Genomic DNA, 20109 nt, shown 5'->3' with positions numbered 1-20109 from the left:
GGTGGATATGGCGCAAGAGCAGTCTCCGATCATTTTGTGGTTCCGACGGGATTTGCGCCTGTCGGACCATCCGGCGCTGACCGCGGCGGTCGCAAGCGGTCGCCCGGTCATCCCCGTCTTTATTCACGACGACCTCGTACAACAGCTTGGAGCCGCGCCGAAATGGCGGTTGGGCTTGGGGCTGGAAGTCTTCGGTGCGTCTCTGGCACGGTTGGATAGCCGTCTGATCCTGCGATCCGGCGGCGCGCTTGAGCAGTTGCAAAAGATCGTGGCTGAGACCGGCGCTGACGCAGTGTACTGGTCTCGTGCGTACGATTCGGCGACGATCAGGCGCGATAAGCGCATCAAATCAGTTCTATCTCAACGGGGCGTATCTGCGCTGTCATTTTCCGGGCATCTGCTTTTTGAACCCTGGACCGTCGCCACCAAAACAGGACACCCGTTTCGGGTCTACACACCCATGTGGCGTGCGGTTCAGGGGCGGGAAGTTCCATTTCCTCAAGAGCCAGTTTCAGGTTTGCGGGCCCCAGCATCATGGCCTGTCTCGGACGAATTGAGCACTTGGCGGATGGGGGATGCAATGAACAGGGGGGCGACAGTTGTGCGCCTTCATGTGCAGCCTGGCGAGCGGGCGGCATTGGACCATCTGGAAGAGTTTCTCGGCCGGATTCCTCAGTACTTCAGCCACCGGGACCATCTTGATCAGAATGCGACGTCCAACCTGTCAGAATATCTTTCATTGGGTGAGATTGGGCCACGTACCGTCTGGCACATGGTCCATCGGGCTATGTTGACCGGAACACAGGGCACCGAAGCTTTTCTGCGCCAGCTTGTCTGGCGTGAGTTCGCCTATCACCTGATGTTTCACACGCCTCAATTGGTGACGACCAACTGGAAGCCGGAATGGGACAGCTTTCCCTGGAATACGGATCCAAACCATCCAGAGGTCACTGCATGGCGGCAGGCCAGAACCGGCATTCCCGTGATCGATGCCGGATTGCGGCAGATGTATGTGACGGGACGGATGCATAATCGAGCCAGAATGATTGTCGCAAGTTATCTGACCAAGCATTTGATGACGCACTGGAAAATAGGGATGGACTGGTTCGGGGATTGTTTGATTGACTGGGATCCAGCCTGCAACGCCATGGGCTGGCAGTGGGTGGCAGGCTCCGGCCCAGATGCGGCCCCGTTTTTTCGGGTTTTCAATCCCCAGACACAGGCAGACAAATTTGATCCTGACGGCGCCTACCGGCGTCGCTGGATCGCCGAAGGTCAGGTTGAGCCGTGCAGTACAGCTCTTTCTTACTTCGATGCTATCCCACTGTCATGGGGCCTGACTCCGAGTGCCGATTATCCCAATCCTATCGTCGGATTGCATCAAGGGCGCACCCGCGCCTTGCACGCATATGAAAGCCGAAAATCCCACTAAGGAACTGAAAACTTGCCAGAAACAAAATCGCGGCCTAGCTTTATACCTATACCGCAGAGGGGAGAGCGGATGATCCTGACGACGACCGAAGGGCAGAATGATCTGCCCAGATATTTTGCACAGGTTTTCAAAATGCTGACCCGGATGGAATCCGGGCGTCTGGATATCCTACTCCCCGATGGTCGCACGTTTCGAGCTGAAGGCGCAAAGGCAGGACCGGTTGCTCAGATCGACATTCACGACGATGACGTTTTTGCGCGCCTGATCCGTGAAGGCGAACTCGGGTTTTCCGATGCTTACCTGGACGGTCATTGGAGCACACCTGATCTGAGATCCTTCATGGACCTGGTGCATCTTGGGACTGAGACCGTTTATGACGGGTTTACTGGCCAGTTTCTTGTTCAGGCCTACGAAAGGCTGCGGTTCTGGTTGCATCGAAACAACAAGACGCAAGCAAAGAAGAATATCTCGTATCACTACGATCTGGGTAACGATTTCTACAGTTCGTGGCTGGACGACACGATGACCTATTCCAGTGCCATTTTCGAGTCCGGGCAGGAAAGCCTGGAGAAGGCGCAGACGGCCAAATATGCCAGCCTTGTGGATGAGATGGGTGCCAAACCAGGTGATCATGTTCTGGAGATCGGCTGCGGCTGGGGTGGGTTTGCTGAATATGCCGCAAAAGAGCGGGGTTTACGTGTTACCGGCCTGACGATCAGTCAAGAGCAGTTTAGGTTTGCAAGAGAGCGTATTGAAAAGGCAGGACTTTCAGATCAGGTCGAATTCAAGCTTCAGGACTATCGGGATGAACGCGGGGTCTATGACGGAATTGCATCCATCGAGATGTTCGAGGCGGTTGGACAGAAATACTGGCCGGTCTACTTCGAAACCGTTCGGGACCGGTTGAAACCCGGTGCACAGGCAACATTACAGATCATTACGGTTGGTGATCACCGCTGGGACTTTTACAAGAATGGCGTAGATTTCATTCAGAAATATATCTTTCCTGGTGGGATGCTCCCGTCGCCGACAATCCTGCGTCAGCAGATAGATCAGGCCGGGCTGAAAGTTGTGAACTCGAAAGAATTCGGGAAAAGCTACGACCTGACGTTGCGCCGCTGGTACGAGACATTCAACGCCAAATGGGACCAAATCTCGGTGATGGGGTTTGATGAGCGTTTTCGCCGCATGTGGAATTATTATTTGACCGCATGCGGTGCGGCCTTTGACACAGGCAATTGCGATGTGACACAGATCACAATAGCGAAACCAAGTTAATTCACGGACTGTCACATGCCTACTGCCTCGCGTCTCGTAGCCGCTGTTTGCCTCGTCGTGCTGGCTTTTCTTGTTTCAGGCATGATTATCGCGAATGGCGAAGAAGGTAAGGACTATGGCTATTTTACCTATGTTAACATGGCTCTGGGCGCGATCTGTGGATGGAAAATCATGGGCAAGCGCGCCGGACGCGGATGGACAGCCGGTATTAACAATGGATTGACCGGAGTTGCCTCGCTGGTTTTCTGGGCACTGTTTGTGCAAGGGTGTTATCGCATGTTCGATCTTGCTATGCGCAATCGCTACGGTGGTCCGTTTGAAGCTGTCATGGCTATTTTTGTGATCGGAATCGACTACGGCAAGCAACTGATCTATCCCGAGATTCTCGTTACATTCGCCATTGGTGCGGTTGTCGCCGGGCTGGCCACGGAACAGGCCAGCCGCAAATGGCGCTAAACCGTTTCGTCACAAGAGAGATTGAATTTGTCTGATTTGTTCTTCTATGGAACGCTGCGGCATCTGCCGCTGTTGCAACGTGTTCTTGGTCGTCACCTGAACGAAATCACGTTTCATACAGCCACACTTTGCGACCATGCTGTTCACGCGGTTCAGGGTCAGGATTTCCCAATGATCCTGCCCGCAGCAGGTGCCACGGCCGAGGGCTTGCTGGTGCAGGGCTTGTCATCTGATGACTTGGCCAGGTTGGCCTATTATGAAGGGTCCTTCGATTATGATCTGAAGCCGTTGCAGGTCATTCTGGACGACGGGGGCATGGCCGCGGCGCAGGTTTTTTTCCCGACTCCGGGAGCGTGGCAGCCAGGTGATTTGTGGTCGCTAAAGGACTGGGCAGACCGGCTGGGCGAGATCACGGCACTCGCCGCTGAAGAAGAGATGGCCTATTTCGGCAAGGTCGATCCCCGAGTCATGGCGCGCAGCATGCGCGCCATTCAAACCCGCGCCTGGGCGAAGATCATGGCCGGGCAACGGCGAACCGGCGATCCTCGGAACATAGCTGAAGACGTAATTGTGCACCGCCACGACCGGGTTTACGTAAACTATTTCGGGATGGAGGAGATTGATCTTCAGTTCCGGCAGCATGACGGCAGCATGGGTCCCGTCCTGCACCGGGGTAGTTTGATGCAGGGCAGTGCCGTATCCGTACTGCCATATGACCCAATCCGCGATACCGTGCTTTTGGTTGAGCAATTCCGACCGCCAGCTTTTTTGATCAACGATCCGGAGCCCTGGCTGTGGGAAGCAGTTGCCGGAATGATCGACCCTGGCGAGACGCCGGAACAGGCCGCACATCGCGAGGCTATGGAGGAGGCCGGAGTTCGATTTGACAGGCTGGAATATGCGGGCGGGGCGTATTCCTCCAGCGGGTCCTCGACCGGTTTCATGTATCTGTATGTCGGTCTCGGCGATTTGACTGAGACGACAATCACCGGTGGCCTGGACACGGAAGGTGAAGATATCCGCAGCCAGATACTGCCATTCGACGAGTTCATCGATATGACGGACCGCCATCTTTTCAAGGATTTGCAACTGGTGTCTCTGGCTTACTGGCTGGACCGTCATCGGGATCGGTTACGCGCGTGACTATCGCGCTTGTGGTCGTGGCGGTGCGACTGTAAATCTTCGGGGATACCAAATGACAAGGGGCGACCATGCGCATTGCACGAGATCTTGCTGACGCAGTAGGAAAAACACCTTTGATCCGGCTGCGCCGTATCAGTGAAGAGACTGGATGCGAAATTCTTGGCAAAGCCGAGTTCATGAACCCGGGACAATCCGTAAAGGATCGCGCTGCGCTTTACATCATCAAGGACGCCGTCGCTCGGGGTGATCTGAAACCGGGCGGCACCATTGTGGAAGGCACTGCCGGCAACACAGGTATTGGTCTGGCTCTGGTCGGGGCATCGATGGGGTTCAAAACAGTTATCGTGATTCCTGAGACCCAGTCCGAAGAAAAGAAAGATATGCTGCGTCTGGCCGGTGCCCAGCTGGTTCAGGTGCCTGCAGCCCCGTATCGCAATCCCAACAATTTCGTGCACTATTCCCGCCGTCTGGCTGAGGAACTGGCGCAGACGGAACCCAATGGCGCGATCTGGGCCAACCAGTTCGACAATGTGGCGAATCGTCAGGCACATGTGGAAACCACAGCGCCGGAGATCTGGGAGCAAACCGGCGGCAAGGTTGACGGGTTCGTCAGCGCAGTCGGGTCGGGTGGTACGTTGGCAGGCGTCGCCGAAGTTCTGCAGCCCAAGGGCGTCAAGATCGGTCTGGCCGATCCGATGGGGGCCGGCCTGTTTTCTTATTACACGACAGGTGAGATCGCGATGGAGGGAGGCTCTATCGCCGAGGGCATCGGGCAGGTGCGTATCACCAAGAACCTGGAAGGGTTCACACCAGATCATTCCTACCAGATCACTGACAACGAGGCTTTGCCGTACATCTTTGATCTTCTGCGTGACGAAGGTTTGGTCATGGGCGGCTCAACCGCGATCAATATGGCGGGTGCGGTACGCCTGGCCAAGGACATGGGGCCAGGCCATACGATCGTGACCATCCTGTGCGACTACGGCACGCGGTATCAGTCCAAGCTGTTCAACCCCGAATTCCTGCGTGAAAAAGAACTTCCGGTTCCGGATTGGATGACCGAAGCACCACGCAGCATTCCCGGCGTGTTCGAGGACGTGTAATGCTGGGGCAGGTCCGCCTGTTTCTGACCCTGATTTTCCTGTGCTTCGTCGGGTTCGCAGATAGCGCTGTCGCGCAGCTGACGGACCGGCAAAGCGAGTATTATCAAAGTTGGGTTAAAACGGCGGGCCGGGCCGAAACCGTGATCGAGGCTAACCGGGCCTCGGATGCCGCTTTAGAGAATTTGCGCTCTGAAATAAACAGTTACAGGGACGACTTCAATCGAGCGCGCGGCGCAAATACCGACCGCATCACAACACTGGAAAGCCAGATCATGGCGTTGGGTCCCAAACCCGAGGGGGACGCGACAGAGCCTGAAGACATAGCTAAACTTCGCGCGCATCTTGAGGAACAGCTCAACAGTCTGCGTGTGCCGCGCATCATATCTGAAGAGGCGTATAGCCGTGCAAATGGGTTGATCAGCGAAATTGATCAGATCCTTCGCGCACGGCAGACAAGAGAGTTCTTTGAACAGGGTCCGTCACCGATAAATCCCGTGTATTGGGGGCCGACTTGGATTGATGTCAAAGAAGCAGTCCAAAGCCTTGCAAATGAAACGTTCACTAACTTGCGTTCGGATGTCGTGCGCGAACAAATCCGTGAGCGTGGACTAGCGATCTTTTTACTTCTGATCATTTCAGCCGTGCTGCTGATCTTTGGCAAGCATTGGTCCGAACGTGGAGGTGACTACCTTAGGTTACTGGGCGGGGCCGGTACTGGGGTATGGTCGTTCGTAATCTCTTTGTTACGGATTCTGTTGCCTTGGATCGGTGTATTGGCCTTGGTGACAGCGATTAGTCTCACTGGCGTTCCGGGTTTGCGGGGAAGCCTGCTGCTGCAGAACATTCCGTATTGGGCAGCGATTGTATTTTTCTATGACTGGATTGGTCGCCAAGTATACGTGATCGGCGCGTCGCAGGGATTCAAACGGCTGTCTGCTGCACGCATTACAGAACTGCGCGTGTATATCGATCTGCTTGCCCTGATGCTGGTTTTGCACGAACTGGCACTGCTGTTCGAGCGGATCGAAAACACTTCGGACGCAACACGTGCAGTTGTCAGTTTCCCGGTCATTGTCGCAACAGCATTGTTGTTGTTGCGTATACGTCAGATTCGAACAACCGACGGACCGCCGGATCAAACAGCCTCGACCCGTTCTGCTGGCTTCAGCCAATTGGTCGAGTTCCTGCGCCGGGCCTTGTTCTTGTTGGGCATAGCATCTCCTGTTCTGGCGGTTTTCGGGTACACCAATGCGGCCGAAGCAATCGTGTTTCCTGCTGTTAAGACACTGGTGCTCATCGGGGCTTTGGTCATCCTGCAACGGTTTATCAGCCAGATTTACGGTTGGATCACAGGGCAGGGAGATGCCGCGCGGGATTCGCTTTTTGCCGTGCTGGTCGGGTTTGCATTGGCCATCGTGGCGCTTCCCATTCTGGCGATTTACTGGGGCGCGCGTGAAACCGATCTGCTTGAAGCATGGTCGCGTCTGCTGCTTGGGTTTGATATCGGTGGCGTCACGATTTCACCCAGCAACTTTCTGACCTTTGTTGCTGTTTTTGCAATCGGTTATACGCTGACGCGGCTGTTGCAAAGCGGGCTGCGAAATTCGCTTTTGCCGAAAACCAGTATTGACCCTGGCGGACAAAACGCGATTGTCGCAGGTTCCGGATACGTTGGGATGTTTCTTGCCGCGCTCGTGGCAATCATGGTGGCCGGATTTGATCTATCGTCACTGGCGATTGTCGCCGGTGCGTTGTCTGTCGGTATCGGCTTTGGTCTGCAAACCATCGTGTCGAACTTTGTTTCTGGTATTATCCTTCTGGTCGAGCGCCCGATTTCCAAGGGAGATTGGATCGATGCGAATGGCATGATGGGATACGTACGGGATATTTCCGTCCGCTCGACCCGGATCGAGACGTTTGACAGAACGGATGTAATTGTTCCGAACTCTGACCTGATCAGCGGTGTCGTAACGAACTACACCCGCGGCAATACGATCGGGCGGGTGATCGTTCCGGTTGGCGTTGCCTACGGCACCGACACGCGCCTGGTTGAAACCATTCTGGGCGAGATCGCCAACGGTCATCCGATGGTTCTGGCCAACCCGGCGCCAAGTGTGGTGTTCCAAGGGTTTGGTGCGGATTCCCTTGATTTTGAGATCCGCGCAATCCTGCGTGACGTGAATTGGGTTCTGTCGGTGAAATCCGATATGAACCATGAAATCAATCGTAGATTTTCGGAAGCGGGGATCGAGATTCCCTTTGCGCAGCGTGACATCTGGCTGCGTAATCCCGAAGCCCTTCAATCATCCGAGAAGGAAGAGCATGACGCCACCGATGCTGTTCAGGACAAGCCACGCAAGACTTCGGGAAAACCAGTGGATCTGACCGAAGCGGATATGGACCCGGATGCTGGTGATGAGATCTGACAGGTCAGATCGCAGCGTGTTTTAGCGTTTGATTACCCTTCAGAGGGTGGCCTGATTTATTTGAGCTATTCCCCGAATTGGGGCCTTGCAAATCCGATTACATTCGTCCAAATATCGCCGTCACGGAGAGGTGGCCGAGTGGTCGAAGGCGCACGCCTGGAAAGTGTGTAGGCGGGAAACCGTCTCCAGGGTTCGAATCCCTGTCTCTCCGCCATTATCCCTTCTAATATGGTAGAAATGCAGGTTTCCCCGTGGTGTAGCGCGTTTGGGCTGTCGGTTTCATTATACGTGTGAAAGCTCACGTTCCGCTCCAGCGAACCTCCTACTTTTTTCCGCGCAGCAGGTCGGTTTCTGTAATCATTCCCTGTTAGAAAATCATAAGCGTTAACAAAAATATCGATTTGATATAAAGTTGTGGGGTTATTGATTGGTAACGCGCGGGTACTTGTGTGGCACAGACACTTTATGAAAAGTATGGCGGCTTCAAAACGATCAGCCGAGTCGTGATGACATTCTATGAAATGGCGTTGGATTCGGATGAGATCGGCCATCATTTTGAAGACATAGACATGCCGCGTTTGATCGACCATCAAACCAAATTCGTATCGTCCCTGATTGGTGGGCCCGCATCTTTCAGTGATGACAGGATCGAAGCTGTTCATCGGCATCTGAAGATCTCGCATGATGAGTTCGATGTAATGGCCGACCTGTTTGGTGACGCGTTGAGTCAGCATGGTATGTCGGACGGCGACATCAAAACCGCGCTGAACGCGATTGAAGGAAAACGTTCGATCATTGTCACCCGGGATGCGGCATGAGCATTCATGCGATAAACGAACAATTGCTGCGCGCGATTGGAGTGGGCGTCGCCGTGGTGCGGGCATCCGATCTGCAGTTCGTGTTTCACAACGGGCCCTTTACGGAATGGTTCGGTACCCCTGAGAAGGGAAACACCCTCAGGGACATTTTACCTGCTCTGGATCCAAAAGAACTGGAAGATGTGAAACAGTCTGGCCTGAGATATTCGGTCGAATTGCAGATCAAACCAAAACGCCGAACGTTGATCTTTGCGGTCGCAGTCTCGCTGGCTAATGGGTTGTCCGAGCAGGTGCTGATTGTCGAGTGCCAGAACATTACCCGCATTCGGGAGCTGGAAAGCATGATCGACAGCTATTCCACCATGGTCGAGCGCAACACCCGAGAGCTTGAGCGCGAGAAGGAGAGGGTCGAACGCCTGTTGCTGAATCTGATGCCTCGAGCGGTGTATGAGGAGTTCAAGACTTTCGGCGTTGTCACACCGCAGCTTTATCAACAGGTTTCGGTGGTGATGCTGGATTTTGTTGGGTTTACGGATTTCGCTGCCAAAACCGATCCAACGGTAACGCTAAGTGAGTTGAACGATATCTTCACGGCCTTTGACCGCATTGTCGAGCAATTCGGGTGCGAGCGGATCAAGACGATCGGTGATGCATATTTGGCCGTGTCAGGTATGCCTGATCCCACACCGGATCATGCGACGGCTGTGGCACATTGTGCTGTACGGTTCCTGCGCTACCTTGAACGCCGCAACGAAAGCCATCCGCATAAATGGCAGGCCCGGATCGGTCTGGGTATGGGCGCAGCGGTCGGATCGGTCGTGGGTATTCAGAAATATGTTTATGACGTGTTTGGCCCGGCCGTGAACATCGCATCCCGGTTGCAGGTTTTTGCCAACCCCATGAACATCGTGGCCCCGGAAGAGATGAAATATGCCCTGATTGACGAGTTTCAGGTCTCGGAACTGGGGCGTGTCGATATCAAGGGGATGGGTGAGATGGATCTGATCAATGTAACATCGGGCCTGAGTATGCCTCAGAGCAGTCGCTCGTTCTGACAGACGTCATTCGTCCTGAGGGATCAGACCCAAACCGCGCAGGTAAATGCCGATACCGCTTTCCAGCAAATCTTCGGGGGGGAATGGTGAAGTTGCGCCTGTATTCCGGGCGAAAAGTTCAACAACACCATGGCTCATCGCCCAGATATGGGCGCTGAACATTGAGGCGGGCGGGCGCTTTTCTGGAGGAATGTGCTGCGACAGATCAGCTGCGGCTTTCTCCAGAACGGATTTGGCGCGGTTCGCTGCCAGGGACAATTCGGGCGTCCGGTTCAGTGATACTCCACTTTCGAACATAGCAATGTAATGCCCGGGATTTTTGCGCGCAAAAGCCAGATAAGCACGTCCAGTCGCCTCAAAAGCCTCCAGGGCTGAAGGCTGTCCCTTGTCGTAAGCGTATTGCATCAAATCCGCGAACATCTCAAACCCTTGCCGGGCGGCTTCGGCAATCAGGTCCTCGCGCCCTTGAAAATGACGATAGACGGCGGCAGGCGTGACACCGGCAGTTTTGGCGGCTTCGGACAAAGTGAAACCTGTTGGGCCTTTATTCTCGATCAGGGACAAAGCTGCCTCGATCAGGGCTTGCTTCAGGTTTCCGTGGTGATAACCGCGTTTCGTCATCCCGGCCTCAGGTGCATTAATCAGGTGTTGGAAGACAAGGACATAAACCAGAGACGACCTGCCGTCCAACACATGCTTGTGAAGGCTTTAACAGGGTAGGGCGAATTGACAGTTTACGCCTCCCACACATCCGGGCCACCGCAAATTTGGAGATCAATGTCGTCGATACTTTTTTTGTCTTTCTCATCATAATCCAAAGCGTGCAGGACCGTCCGGATGGCTGCGAGGCGCGCGCGCTTTTTGTCGTCAGAGCGGACAATCGTCCAGGGGCAAGCATCAGAATGCGACCGGGTCAGGGTTTCTGAGATCGACTGCGTATACTCGTCCCATTTGTTCAGCCCGGCCACGTCAATCGGGCTGAGTTTCCATTGCTTCAAAGGGTCCGTTTCGCGTGCCAGAAAACGGTTCAGTTGTTCGGCACGCCCGACATTGAGCCAGAATTTGAATAAATGGATGCCGTCATTCACCAGACCCGTTTCAAGCGGCAGGACCTGCCGGAAAAACCGTTCACGTTCTTCCTGTGTGCAGAAACCAAAGACGTCTTCAACGACGCCGCGATTGTACCAGCTGCGATCAAAGAACACGATTTCCCCGGCAGCGGGGAGATGGGGGATGTAACGCTGGAAATACCATTGGCTGCGCTCGGCGTCCGAGGGTTTGCTGAGAGCAACATTGCGTGCGCCGCGCGGGTTCAGGTTTTCGCGAAACCGTTTGATTGTTCCACCTTTGCCAGCGGCGTCGCGGCCTTCGAAAATGATAGCAACCCGTTGATCCGTTTCCTTGACCCAGGATTGCATTTTGACCAACTCAATCTGGAGCAGGTCCATTTGCTCATCATAATCCTTGGTCTTCATTTTTTCGGAGTAGGGGTAGGTCGGATTCAGGATGTCGCCTTTTTTCGCGTTTTGAATCTCTTCCCGTACAGCTTTGGGCGCATCTTTCTGAAAATACTTCTCGATAGAACCTTTTCCGGACCGGGCCATATGTCACCTCGCGATAAAATCCATTTCTTACTATGGATTAGAGCGTAGTTTAACGCAAACCCGCTCGCTGAGCCGCGCGATCTATTGCAGCGGCAACTTCGGGTGCTGCAACCACCTGTGGCATGTGACCAATACCCGGTAACTCAATCAATTCGGCTCCGGGGATTTGTTCGATCAGACGTTCCGAATGCCATTCCAGACCCACCGTGTCGTCTGCAGTTCCGTGAACAATCTCTGTCGGAACGGAAATCTCACCGTATCTCGGTTGCAGGCGGGTGACTTCATCCAGCAGGTTGGCGCGTTGCTTGGCATTGGCATGCATCGAGCCTCGCCGCATCGTTAGCCCGGGCCCGAAGTGTTCAGCATAGCCTTCAGGGGCAGTTTGCGGTGCGAACACTTTGTCCAGCGCCTGTGCCACGTACCATTCGGGCACGAAAGAGCTGATCAGGGGCAAGGCCAGCGCGTTGCCTGCCGTAGTCGCAGCAAGCCGGTTGAATCCATCCAATGGCGTTTTCCAAGGGATCGCGGCCGGAGCGATCAGAACCAGAGCCGAGATATTCTCGGGACGGGTCACTGCCCAGGCAAGGGAAACCGATCCACCATAGCTTTGCCCGGCTACGATGGGCTTTTCTGCGCCAAGCTGGGCCGCAGCGCGTTGCAGGATATCTGCCTGTTCAATGATGGTTTCGCCGTCCGAATTGAAGCTTTCGGAATAGCCTAACCCCGGTCGGTCAAAGACGATTACGCGGTATGATTTGGCCAGAATAGGGGCCAGTGCAAAGGTCATATCGCGCGTGTTGCCACTTGACCCGTGGATCAGAACGACGTCAGGCCCTTCCCCCATGACCACGGCATGTACAGCGATGCCACCCACATCGAGAATCTGACCTTCGGGGGGGAAGGCCGCCTCGGCCAATTCTTCGTTCCGGGCGCTGCGCCAGGTTGTCAGCACGACAAGGCTCAGAACGATCAGGCCAAAGGATATCAGGGCTTTAGTGGCCAATTTTTGCCATATCAAAAGGTGTGGACTGATAGATTTCGTTGATCCAGTTGCCGTATAGCAGGTGCGCATGGCTGCGCCACCGGTTCTGCGGCGTCCTGGATGGATCATCCTCGGGATAGTAATTGATCGGCACGTTGATAGGCGTGCCGTTCGAGACGTCCCGGTCATATTCCTGTTTCAGCGTGTCGCTGTCATATTCGAAATGGTTGAAGATATACAGCGCGCGGTGGTCGGGATCTTCGACCAGACAGGGGCCGACATCGTAGCTGCCCAGCAGGGTCCTGAGACCGGGTGCGAGGTCAATCTCATCCTGTTTCATTTCTGTCCAGCGGCTGACCGGAATAACGCAATCATCCGAAAACCCGCGCAGGAAAGGGGAAGCCGGATCCAGATTGCGATGGCGGAAACACCCGAAGGCCTTGGCGTCCAGCATATGCTTCTTGACGCCATGGAAGTGGTTGATCATCGCCATCCCGCCCCAGCACACGCCAAAGGTGGAATGCACGTTGCTCTGGGTCCATTCGAAAATCTCGCTGATTTCGTCCCAATAAGTGACGTCACCGAATTCCAGATGCTCGATCGGGGCACCGGTAATGATCAGGCCATCGAACTTCTGATCCTTGACCTCCTGAAACGGTCGATAGAACTCGGACATGTGCTCGGCTGCAGTGGTTTTAGTCCGATGTTCGGTCATGCGGATCAACGACAGATCGATCTGCAATGGGGTTGCCCCGATCAGACGCGCGAACTGGTTTTCGGTCTGGATCTTTTTGGGCATCAGGTTCAGCAAACCGATGCGCAGGGGGCGGATATCCTGACGCATCGCCTGATCCTCATCCATGACCATGACGCCCTCTTTGGTCAGGACGTCAAATGCAGGCAGGTCGGATGGGATTTTGATGGGCATGTGTCAGGCTTCGAAGAGAATAGTGAAAACTGGTAGTTAGGCGTTATTGCGTTTGGCCTCAAGGGTGCGTTCGATCAACTCATCGAAATCGGCGGCATCGCGGATCTTGCCGATGTCGTTGGCGGCAATCGTCACGCCCCAGTTTTTCGACATGGCTTCATAGCGAGGCTGGCGATGCGCCAATGCCTGCGCATAGGTCCAACGGACGAAATCATCGGGATTTACGTCAGATTCCGAACAACCGTGTTGGTCCAGATAGTCTGTCCAGGCTTTGGTCAGAAACTCGGCCTGATAGGACATCGGCTTAGGCGCTTTGTCAAAGCGCCGCACAAGCTCGGCCGTGTGGCCCTCATCCCCCTTCAGCCAGATCATCAGGGTCTGCCGCGAAAGCTCGGACAGGACCTGATCTTTTGGATCTTCGGGGTCCACCCATTCGCAGATCGACCCACCGGTGTCGCAGATGAAATGTGGGTATTTGTACAGGCGCTCGGCGCGATCGATGAAATACTCGGTATCCAGCAGGGCGTGTATTTCGGCCAGGCGAAACTGTTCCTGTCTGCGGCGGTATTCCGGCATCTCCAACCCGCCGAGGGCAGGGTTGCCCGGTTTGCCGAGATAGGCTGCAACCGGCGTCAGATTTGCGAACGAGATGTTTGAACCGATATAAATCGAATCCGACAGCAGCAACTCGCGCAGGAACGGAACTTTCATCGCTTCGGCTTTTGCGTTGTCGGTGATGTACTCGCCCATATATCGGGTGCCGATCCGATAATCGATCGAGTAGTGGAACCAGTTCCCAGAATCCCTGAGGATATTCGAGACATAAGTCTTGCCCAGACCGGACATGCCAAAAAACAGCACCTTCTTGCGGCGCGCCGTGCGCCAGTCTTCGGCGGTGTTGTAAATCATCTTGTGCTGTCCCTTTTTATGCCTTTGCTAAATCGGGCAGCGCACGGCGTCAATCGCGACGACCGGACCGGTTCAAAACCATCAGGCCCATGGCGAGAATGGCAAAGCCAAAATAGGCACTAGGGGGTGGGGCCTCATCCCGCAGTACAGCTCCGAGTACGATGGCGACGGGAGGTATCACAAGCGTCACCAACATTAGGTTACCGCTGCCGGCCATCGCCAAAACCCGGTAGTACAGCAGGTAAGCCCCAGCCGTCGCCACGATTGAGTAATAGCCAATTGCCGCCCATGTGATTGCAGGAAGTGCCAATGTCGGCCATCCATCCACCAAAAGTGTCACCGGCAATATCAATAACGTCGACGCGGTCAGCATTCCGGCTGCGGCTACGATGGGTGATAAGTCGGACAAGGCGTGCCGGGCCCATGCTGCGGCGAAGGCGTACGACAGAGTTCCTGTCAGAATCGCAACCTGTGCGGTGCTTTGCAGGCTGAAGTTTGTGACGCTATTGATCCCGATGGCGATGGAAACTCCTAAAAACCCCAAGCAAACGCCAAGCAGGCGTGTTTTCGTCAAACGTTCGTCCTTAAAAAACAGTGCAGCGATCAGCACGCCAAATACGGCTGTTGCTGCGTTGAGGATCGCGGTCAATCCCGTATCTATATACAACTGCCCCCAGGCCATCAGGCTGAACGGGATTACGTTGTTCAATAGCCCCATTACCAGAAATGCCCCCCAGATGCGGGGTGAGCGCGGGAATTTAAACCCTTTGTACCAAGCGACAAGCCAGAGAGCCAGCATCGCCCAAAAGGTGCGATGCAGAACCGATGTGATCACGGGGATGGTGTCCAGAGCTATTCGAATGGATACAAAGGACGCGCCCCAGATTACGCCAAGCAACAGTAGTTCGACCCAGGCGCGAGGGGAGAGATGTTTTTGTGCGTTCATCCTGCCACTATCCTATCTTTGCGAAAAGGCGGCGACCCGGATCATGCGAAAAAAGCCCCGCAGTTTTTGCGGGGCTTTGTACTTTGTTTTAGCTATCTGTTTGATCAGTTCAGAGCGTAAGTGACCTGAACACCGACGCTCCAGGCGCTGTTACCTGTAAATGTTCCGCGAGCCCCTGGACCGGCACCATCTGTTGTCGCATCACCGATATCAGTGTAGCGAACACCACCTGAGATTTTCGCGTTTTCGAGCGAGTAGGTTCCGCCCAAACCAATGCTCCAAAATCCGTCTGTCGGACCAAGGTTCGATACAGGAGTACCTTGAGATGACTCGTAGCCCAACGTTACAGCGCCGGAAAACTCTTCCGAGAACTGGTACCCCAAGCCCAGCGCGTACGTGAACGTGGCTTCGTCGAAATCAACGAGGTTACTGGCCGGCGGATAGTTTGGCGGATTGTAGACCAGCTGTGGCCAATCAACCCAACGAATTGAGCCGAAAAGAAGGGTTTTAGGTGCGACGCCCGTCTGGAAGTCCAGGTTGACCGACTGAGGTGTTTCGATTTCACTGGACGAGTCGAATGACGCCACGGTCCCCGGAGGAATCGGGGGGAAAGGCGGTGGGTTCAGGGACTCCGTCTGAGAAAGATCATGGCTGATCTTGGAGTTGTAGGTTAACGACACCCGTGCCGCGATCTCGGGTTTCTCCCAAGCGACGCCGATAACGTAGCCAAATGCCGTGTCGGCGTCAGAATCAACCTGATAGCCCGCGGCAAGCGGTACAGTCACCGAGGCCTTTACGCGTTGCGCACGAATGCCGCCGATTGCACTGAAACCGCCATCGAATTTGTAGCGTAGCAATGCGGTAATGGCGTCGGTGTCGGCCGTTGCATTCAGGACGTCAGTGCGACCACCTGGGATCGGGTTGACTGAAAGAGGGAAATCGCTTGCATATTGAAGGTCGGCACCAAAGGGCTGATCATACATGATTGCAAAATCAAGTTTCTCGGTGAGGGATGTTTTGTATCCCAGATGCGGTGTGAAGAAGTCGTTTGCGACCTCACCGGAATCAACAGGTTGGCCGCCGTTGGTGCCAAAAAGGTCTGGCATTGTGCCAGTCACGCTTGGACTGGTGTACCCCAAACGGAATTGTACGGCCGAGCCTTCTTCGAAGATCAGGTTAATGCCCTGACCACTGCGATCCAGACCGCCTGCATATCCTGCCGTCGCTCCAGCGCACAATGCGCAGGTCGCGAGTAGTACTTTTTTCATACTGTCCTCCCTGACAATCTCCCGTGGGCTTGTAAGGCGTTGAATTGAGTGTGATGAACGCCTGCCCGTTGTATGAACGATACTCTCTTTTTGGTTACTTTAAGGTCAACTGGTGACGGTGCGTTACGTATTGCGACTACTGTTTTCAAGTGTTGCCAAACTGTTACGATTTTCGGACCAGATGTTCAGGAAAATACCGGAAAAGATGACGGCTGCGCCTATCAGGACCCAGTGGTCGATGGGTTCCTGGTACAGGATCATTCCGACCACCGTGATCGTTGGAAGGCGCGCGAAATCAAAAGGGACCACGACAGTTGCCGGTGCGATGGCCAAAGCGTTTGTTATACAGAAGTGAGCCAACAGGCCCGCCAGCCCAACCAGAACCAAAAAAGGAGCGGTTTGCGCTGTCGGTAAGGAAATCTGCCCGTCGAAACCGGCGGCGGCGGCCCCAAGAACCGCCTGCATGGTCGTCAGCCAAAAAACGATGCAACCGATACTGGCAAAGCGTGTGAGCTTTTTGGTCGTGATCGTTGTAAACGCAAAGAAAATCGCAGACGCAGCTGCTGTCACAAGGCCGGGGCTCAAGGGCGCCGCGCCGGGGCGCGTCACGATCAGAACACCGGCAAAACCAATGAGTGCGGTCGTTATCTTAAGGGCAGTCAGGCGTTCGTTCAGAAACAACGGCGAAAGCAGAATTACCCAAAGCGGTTGCGTGAATTCCAGCGCAAATACCTGTGCCAGCGGCGCCACAGCGACGGCATAGAACCAAAGATTCTGGCCCGTGAAATGCAAGGTATTGCGCACAGCGTGCAATCCCAGACGCTGCGTTGAAACCTGAGCCCAGCTGCGTGTGACAGTAATTACGAGGGCGACGACGACAAACCCGACCACGCTTCGGTACATCATGATTTCGAACGTGTCATGCGCGAGACTCAGTTCGCGACCGGCAACTGCCATGGAAGAGAAGGACGCAATGGCTCCCGTCATCCATAAGGCGGCTTTGAACGTGTTTTGTTGTATCTGATTCACGTACCGCGCCCCTGACTGGACGCGAGGTCAGGACCTTGGGAATGGGGCCTTCGCCGCGCGCTCAAAACAAAACGATTGAATTCGTCGGATCATTCAAACGCCGATCGGGCGTCAGGTTCAAGCCACGCCCCATACTTTCGGGCACGGCTTGAACAGGAATGCTGCAATGTTGGTCAGTCAGTATCGAACGCTGTGGCGTTTTGTCAGACTATTCCCACTCAATGGTTCCGGGCGGTTTCGAGGTGATGTCATATGTGCATCGGTTGATGCCTTTGACCTCGTTGATGATCCGTGTCGCCGTTTCCCCTAGGAATTCATGGCTGAACGGGTAGTAATCCGCCGTCATCCCGTCGACCGAAGTGACGGCCCGCAACGCACAGGCGTAATCATAGGTGCGGCCATCACCCATCACACCCACAGTGCGGACGGGAAGGATGGCGACGAAAGCCTGCCAGATCTCGTCGTAAAGTCCATGCTTGCGGATCTGGTCAATGTAGATCGCGTCAGCTTCGCGCAGAATCCCCAGCTTTTCACGGGTGATCTCGCCGGGGCAACGGATGGCAAGGCCAGGTCCGGGGAAGGGGTGACGGCCGATGAAGCTCTGCGGCAGACCAAGCTCACGTCCCAGTGCTCGGACTTCGTCCTTGAACAGTTCGCGCAGAGGTTCGACCAGTTTCAGGCCCATCTTTTCCGGCAGGCCGCCCACGTTGTGGTGCGACTTGATGGTTACCGATGGCCCGCCCGAGAAGGATACTGATTCGATCACATCTGGGTAGAGAGTGCCCTGAGCCAGGAATTCGGCCCCATCGATGGTATCGGCGTGTTTCTGGAATACGTCGATGAACAGCTTTCCAATAATCTTGCGTTTGGTTTCCGGGTCGCTCTGGCCTTCCAGTTCGCCCAGGAACAATTCGGATTCGTCGGCGTGGATCAACTGGATGTTGTAGTTGTCGCGGAACATGCCGACGACTTCTTCGGCCTCGTTTTTACGCAGCAGCCCATGGTCGACGAATACACAGGTCAGCTGATCCCCGATTGCTTCGTGAATCAGGATCGCGGCAACCGAGCTGTCGACACCGCCTGACAAACCGCAAATGACCTTTTTGTCACCAACCTGCTCGCGGATCTTGCGGATCATCTCTTCGCGATAAGCGCCCATGGTCCAGTCGCCCTTGAACCCGGCCAGCTTAACGAAGTTTTCGTACAGTTTCGCGCCCTTGGGCGTATGGTGTACCTCAGGGTGAAACTGCACGGCGTAGAAGTGCCGCGAAGGATCGCCCGTAATCGCGAAAGGCGCGTTGGGCGAGGTTCCGAACACTTCAAAACCCGGCGCGATTTCGCTGACGTGATCGCCATGGCTCATCCAGACTTGTTCATCGCCGTCGGCAAACCAGCCGTCCAGGATGTCCAGATTGTCTTTCTGTGTGACAAAGGCCCGACCAAACTCGGCGGTGCCATGGCCGCTTTCGACCTTACCGCCAAGCTGATGCATCATCACCTGCTGACCATAGCAAATGCCCAAAATAGGAACGCCATAATCAAAAATCTCTTGCGGAGCGCGGGGCGATCCTTCGCGCGTCACACTATCCGGGCCGCCAGAGAAGATCACAGCGCGCGGTGCCATTTCCCGCACGAAATCCATCGTGACATTCTGGTAAGGGTGAATTTCGCAATAGACATTCAACTCGCGCAGGCGGCGGGCGATAAGCTGCGTAACCTGGCTGCCAAAGTCGATGATCAGAAGGCGGTCGTGGGATGTCTGGGTCATGCCAGCGCCTTAGGGCAAGCCCGGCAAATTCGCAAGAGCGACGTCCGTTTCCTGAATGATTTCAGCTGCCCGGCAAAAGGTAATTGTAAATGTTTTGTAACAAAAATATGACAGATCGGCAGAATCTATGGGGAGATTCGTCTGAACGAGGAACTGGTATTGCCGATTTCCATAGAAATTGCGGCGCTGAACCTGAGTTTAGCATTGTTTTGCGGGGCGCTGATCGGGTCAGAGCGGCAGGTCCGGCAGAGAATGGCGGGTTTGCGGACAAATGCGCTGGTGGCGTTGAGTGCTGCGGCGTTTGTTGTGTTTGCGGCGCTGTTCCCACATGAAGTCAGCCCAACCCGCGTGGCAGCACAGGTCGTTTCCGGCATCGGGTTCCTGGGGGCTGGTATCATATTCAGACACGGGTTCACGATTCATGGGCTGAATACTGCAGCGACCCTGTGGTGTTCGGCAGCGGTCGGAATGATGGCAGGGACGGGGGCGTGGCTGTTCGCAATTATGATGACCGGATTCGTCATTTTCGTGAATCTTGGTCTCAGACCTCTGGTGAAATGGTTGAAACGCACAACCCGCGCCGGAGTGCCGCTGACGCAGGAGTTCAAAATTTTGCTGCAGTGTTCTGAGGCGGCTCAGGCAGACGCGCGGGCGGCGGTTCTCAAGGCATTGGCGCAGAACGACGTGCGAATCGTGGGATTCGAAAAAGGCGACAGTTCCGATGGTGTGCGGACAATTGCGGTTCTGGTTTCGATGGAAGATCACCCTGAGGAACTGCAGCATAAGGTTGTCGCTCCGCTTATGTTGGAGCCAAGTATCGACAGCATTGAATGGGATACTGTTTCCGAAGCCTGATAACGCAGAGGGGATTGGCGCACCGGATTGCCGGAAGGCAATGTCGCTTTTTCCCCCAGAGCGCCGCAATCCCGATGCTTGCGTTTCGGCAAACCTGTATCAAACATTC

18 protein-coding genes and 1 tRNA gene are annotated in these 20109 nt (G+C 54.9%); 10 read left to right on the top strand and 9 right to left on the bottom strand.

What is annotated here, in order from left to right; genetic code table 11:
• Positions 1-7: 7 nt before the first annotated feature.
• The 9 genes from ACR0K5_RS00640 to ACR0K5_RS00600 all read left to right on the top strand — a co-directional run bounded on the left by ACR0K5_RS00640 (position 8) and on the right by ACR0K5_RS00600 (position 9711).
• Positions 8-1432 (top strand): cryptochrome/photolyase family protein, encoded by a 1425-nt coding sequence (locus ACR0K5_RS00640; RefSeq protein ID WP_480627810.1) that lies wholly within the window; start codon positions 8-10, stop codon positions 1430-1432.
• 69 nt (positions 1433-1501) lie between these two features.
• A complete protein-coding gene (locus ACR0K5_RS00635) occupies positions 1502-2710 on the top strand; it encodes a class I SAM-dependent methyltransferase (protein WP_480627809.1) in 1209 nt (402 codons plus the stop codon).
• Between the two features lie 15 nt (positions 2711-2725).
• A complete protein-coding gene (locus ACR0K5_RS00630) occupies positions 2726-3166 on the top strand; it encodes a TrgA family protein (protein ID WP_480627808.1) in 441 nt (146 codons plus the stop codon).
• Between the two features lie 27 nt (positions 3167-3193).
• Complete coding sequence (locus tag ACR0K5_RS00625) at positions 3194-4309, top strand: NUDIX domain-containing protein (protein WP_480627807.1); 1116 nt, start codon at positions 3194-3196, stop codon at positions 4307-4309.
• Between the two features lie 68 nt (positions 4310-4377).
• Positions 4378-5412: a cysteine synthase A gene (locus ACR0K5_RS00620; RefSeq protein ID WP_480627806.1), complete on the top strand. Its 1035-nt coding sequence runs from the start codon at positions 4378-4380 to the stop codon at positions 5410-5412.
• Positions 5412-7838 (top strand): DUF3772 domain-containing protein, encoded by a 2427-nt coding sequence (locus ACR0K5_RS00615; RefSeq protein ID WP_480627805.1) that lies wholly within the window; start codon positions 5412-5414, stop codon positions 7836-7838. The genes ACR0K5_RS00620 and ACR0K5_RS00615 overlap by 1 nt, the downstream gene beginning before the upstream one ends.
• A gap of 124 nt (positions 7839-7962) precedes the next feature.
• Positions 7963-8052, top strand: a tRNA-Ser gene (locus tag ACR0K5_RS00610).
• 235 nt (positions 8053-8287) lie between these two features.
• Complete coding sequence (locus ACR0K5_RS00605) at positions 8288-8656, top strand: group I truncated hemoglobin (RefSeq protein ID WP_480627804.1); 369 nt, start codon at positions 8288-8290, stop codon at positions 8654-8656.
• On the top strand, positions 8653-9711 hold the full coding sequence (locus tag ACR0K5_RS00600) for an adenylate/guanylate cyclase domain-containing protein (RefSeq protein WP_480627803.1): 1059 nt from the start codon (positions 8653-8655) through the stop codon (positions 9709-9711). Before ACR0K5_RS00605 ends, ACR0K5_RS00600 begins: the two co-directional genes overlap by 4 nt.
• 6 nt (positions 9712-9717) lie before the next feature.
• Here the strand turns inward: ACR0K5_RS00600 and ACR0K5_RS00595 are convergent, their stop codons facing one another.
• The 9 genes from ACR0K5_RS00595 to guaA all read right to left on the bottom strand — a co-directional run bounded on the left by ACR0K5_RS00595 (position 9718) and on the right by guaA (position 19145).
• Entirely contained in the window at positions 9718-10332 is a 615-nt protein-coding gene (locus tag ACR0K5_RS00595) for a TetR/AcrR family transcriptional regulator (RefSeq protein ID WP_480627802.1), read from the bottom strand.
• Between the two features lie 113 nt (positions 10333-10445).
• Positions 10446-11315 carry a polyphosphate kinase 2 gene (gene ppk2, locus ACR0K5_RS00590; RefSeq protein ID WP_480627801.1) on the bottom strand — a complete coding sequence of 290 codons (870 nt, stop codon included), beginning with the start codon at positions 11313-11315 and terminating at the stop codon, positions 10446-10448.
• 49 nt (positions 11316-11364) lie between these two features.
• Positions 11365-12318: an alpha/beta fold hydrolase gene (locus tag ACR0K5_RS00585; RefSeq protein ID WP_480627800.1), complete on the bottom strand. Its 954-nt coding sequence runs from the start codon at positions 12316-12318 to the stop codon at positions 11365-11367.
• Entirely contained in the window at positions 12308-13225 is a 918-nt protein-coding gene (gene metA, locus ACR0K5_RS00580) for a homoserine O-acetyltransferase MetA (protein ID WP_480627799.1), read from the bottom strand. The genes ACR0K5_RS00585 and metA overlap by 11 nt, the downstream gene beginning before the upstream one ends.
• Positions 13226-13261: 36 nt before the next feature.
• Positions 13262-14134, bottom strand: coding sequence for an ATPase (locus ACR0K5_RS00575; protein WP_480627798.1), 873 nt, complete (start codon positions 14132-14134; stop codon positions 13262-13264).
• Between the two features lie 49 nt (positions 14135-14183).
• On the bottom strand, positions 14184-15080 hold the full coding sequence (locus ACR0K5_RS00570; RefSeq protein ID WP_480627797.1) for a DMT family transporter: 897 nt from the start codon (positions 15078-15080) through the stop codon (positions 14184-14186).
• 104 nt (positions 15081-15184) lie between these two features.
• Positions 15185-16348 (bottom strand): OmpP1/FadL family transporter, encoded by a 1164-nt coding sequence (locus ACR0K5_RS00565; RefSeq protein WP_480627796.1) that lies wholly within the window; start codon positions 16346-16348, stop codon positions 15185-15187.
• 123 nt (positions 16349-16471) lie between these two features.
• A complete protein-coding gene (locus ACR0K5_RS00560) occupies positions 16472-17368 on the bottom strand; it encodes a DMT family transporter (RefSeq protein WP_480628741.1) in 897 nt (298 codons plus the stop codon).
• 217 nt (positions 17369-17585) lie between these two features.
• On the bottom strand, positions 17586-19145 hold the full coding sequence (guaA, locus tag ACR0K5_RS00555; protein WP_480627795.1) for a glutamine-hydrolyzing GMP synthase: 1560 nt from the start codon (positions 19143-19145) through the stop codon (positions 17586-17588).
• A gap of 159 nt (positions 19146-19304) precedes the next feature.
• On the opposite strand from guaA, the gene ACR0K5_RS00550 reads away from it, so the two are divergent.
• Positions 19305-20000, top strand: coding sequence for an MgtC/SapB family protein (locus tag ACR0K5_RS00550; protein WP_480627794.1), 696 nt, complete (start codon positions 19305-19307; stop codon positions 19998-20000).
• The last annotated feature ends 109 nt before the right edge of the window (positions 20001-20109 follow it).

It is taken from the genome of Ruegeria sp. AB9, assembly GCF_056542585.1.
Note: the sequence above shows the minus strand (reverse complement) of the source record. Positions and strands in the feature narration are given on the sequence as shown.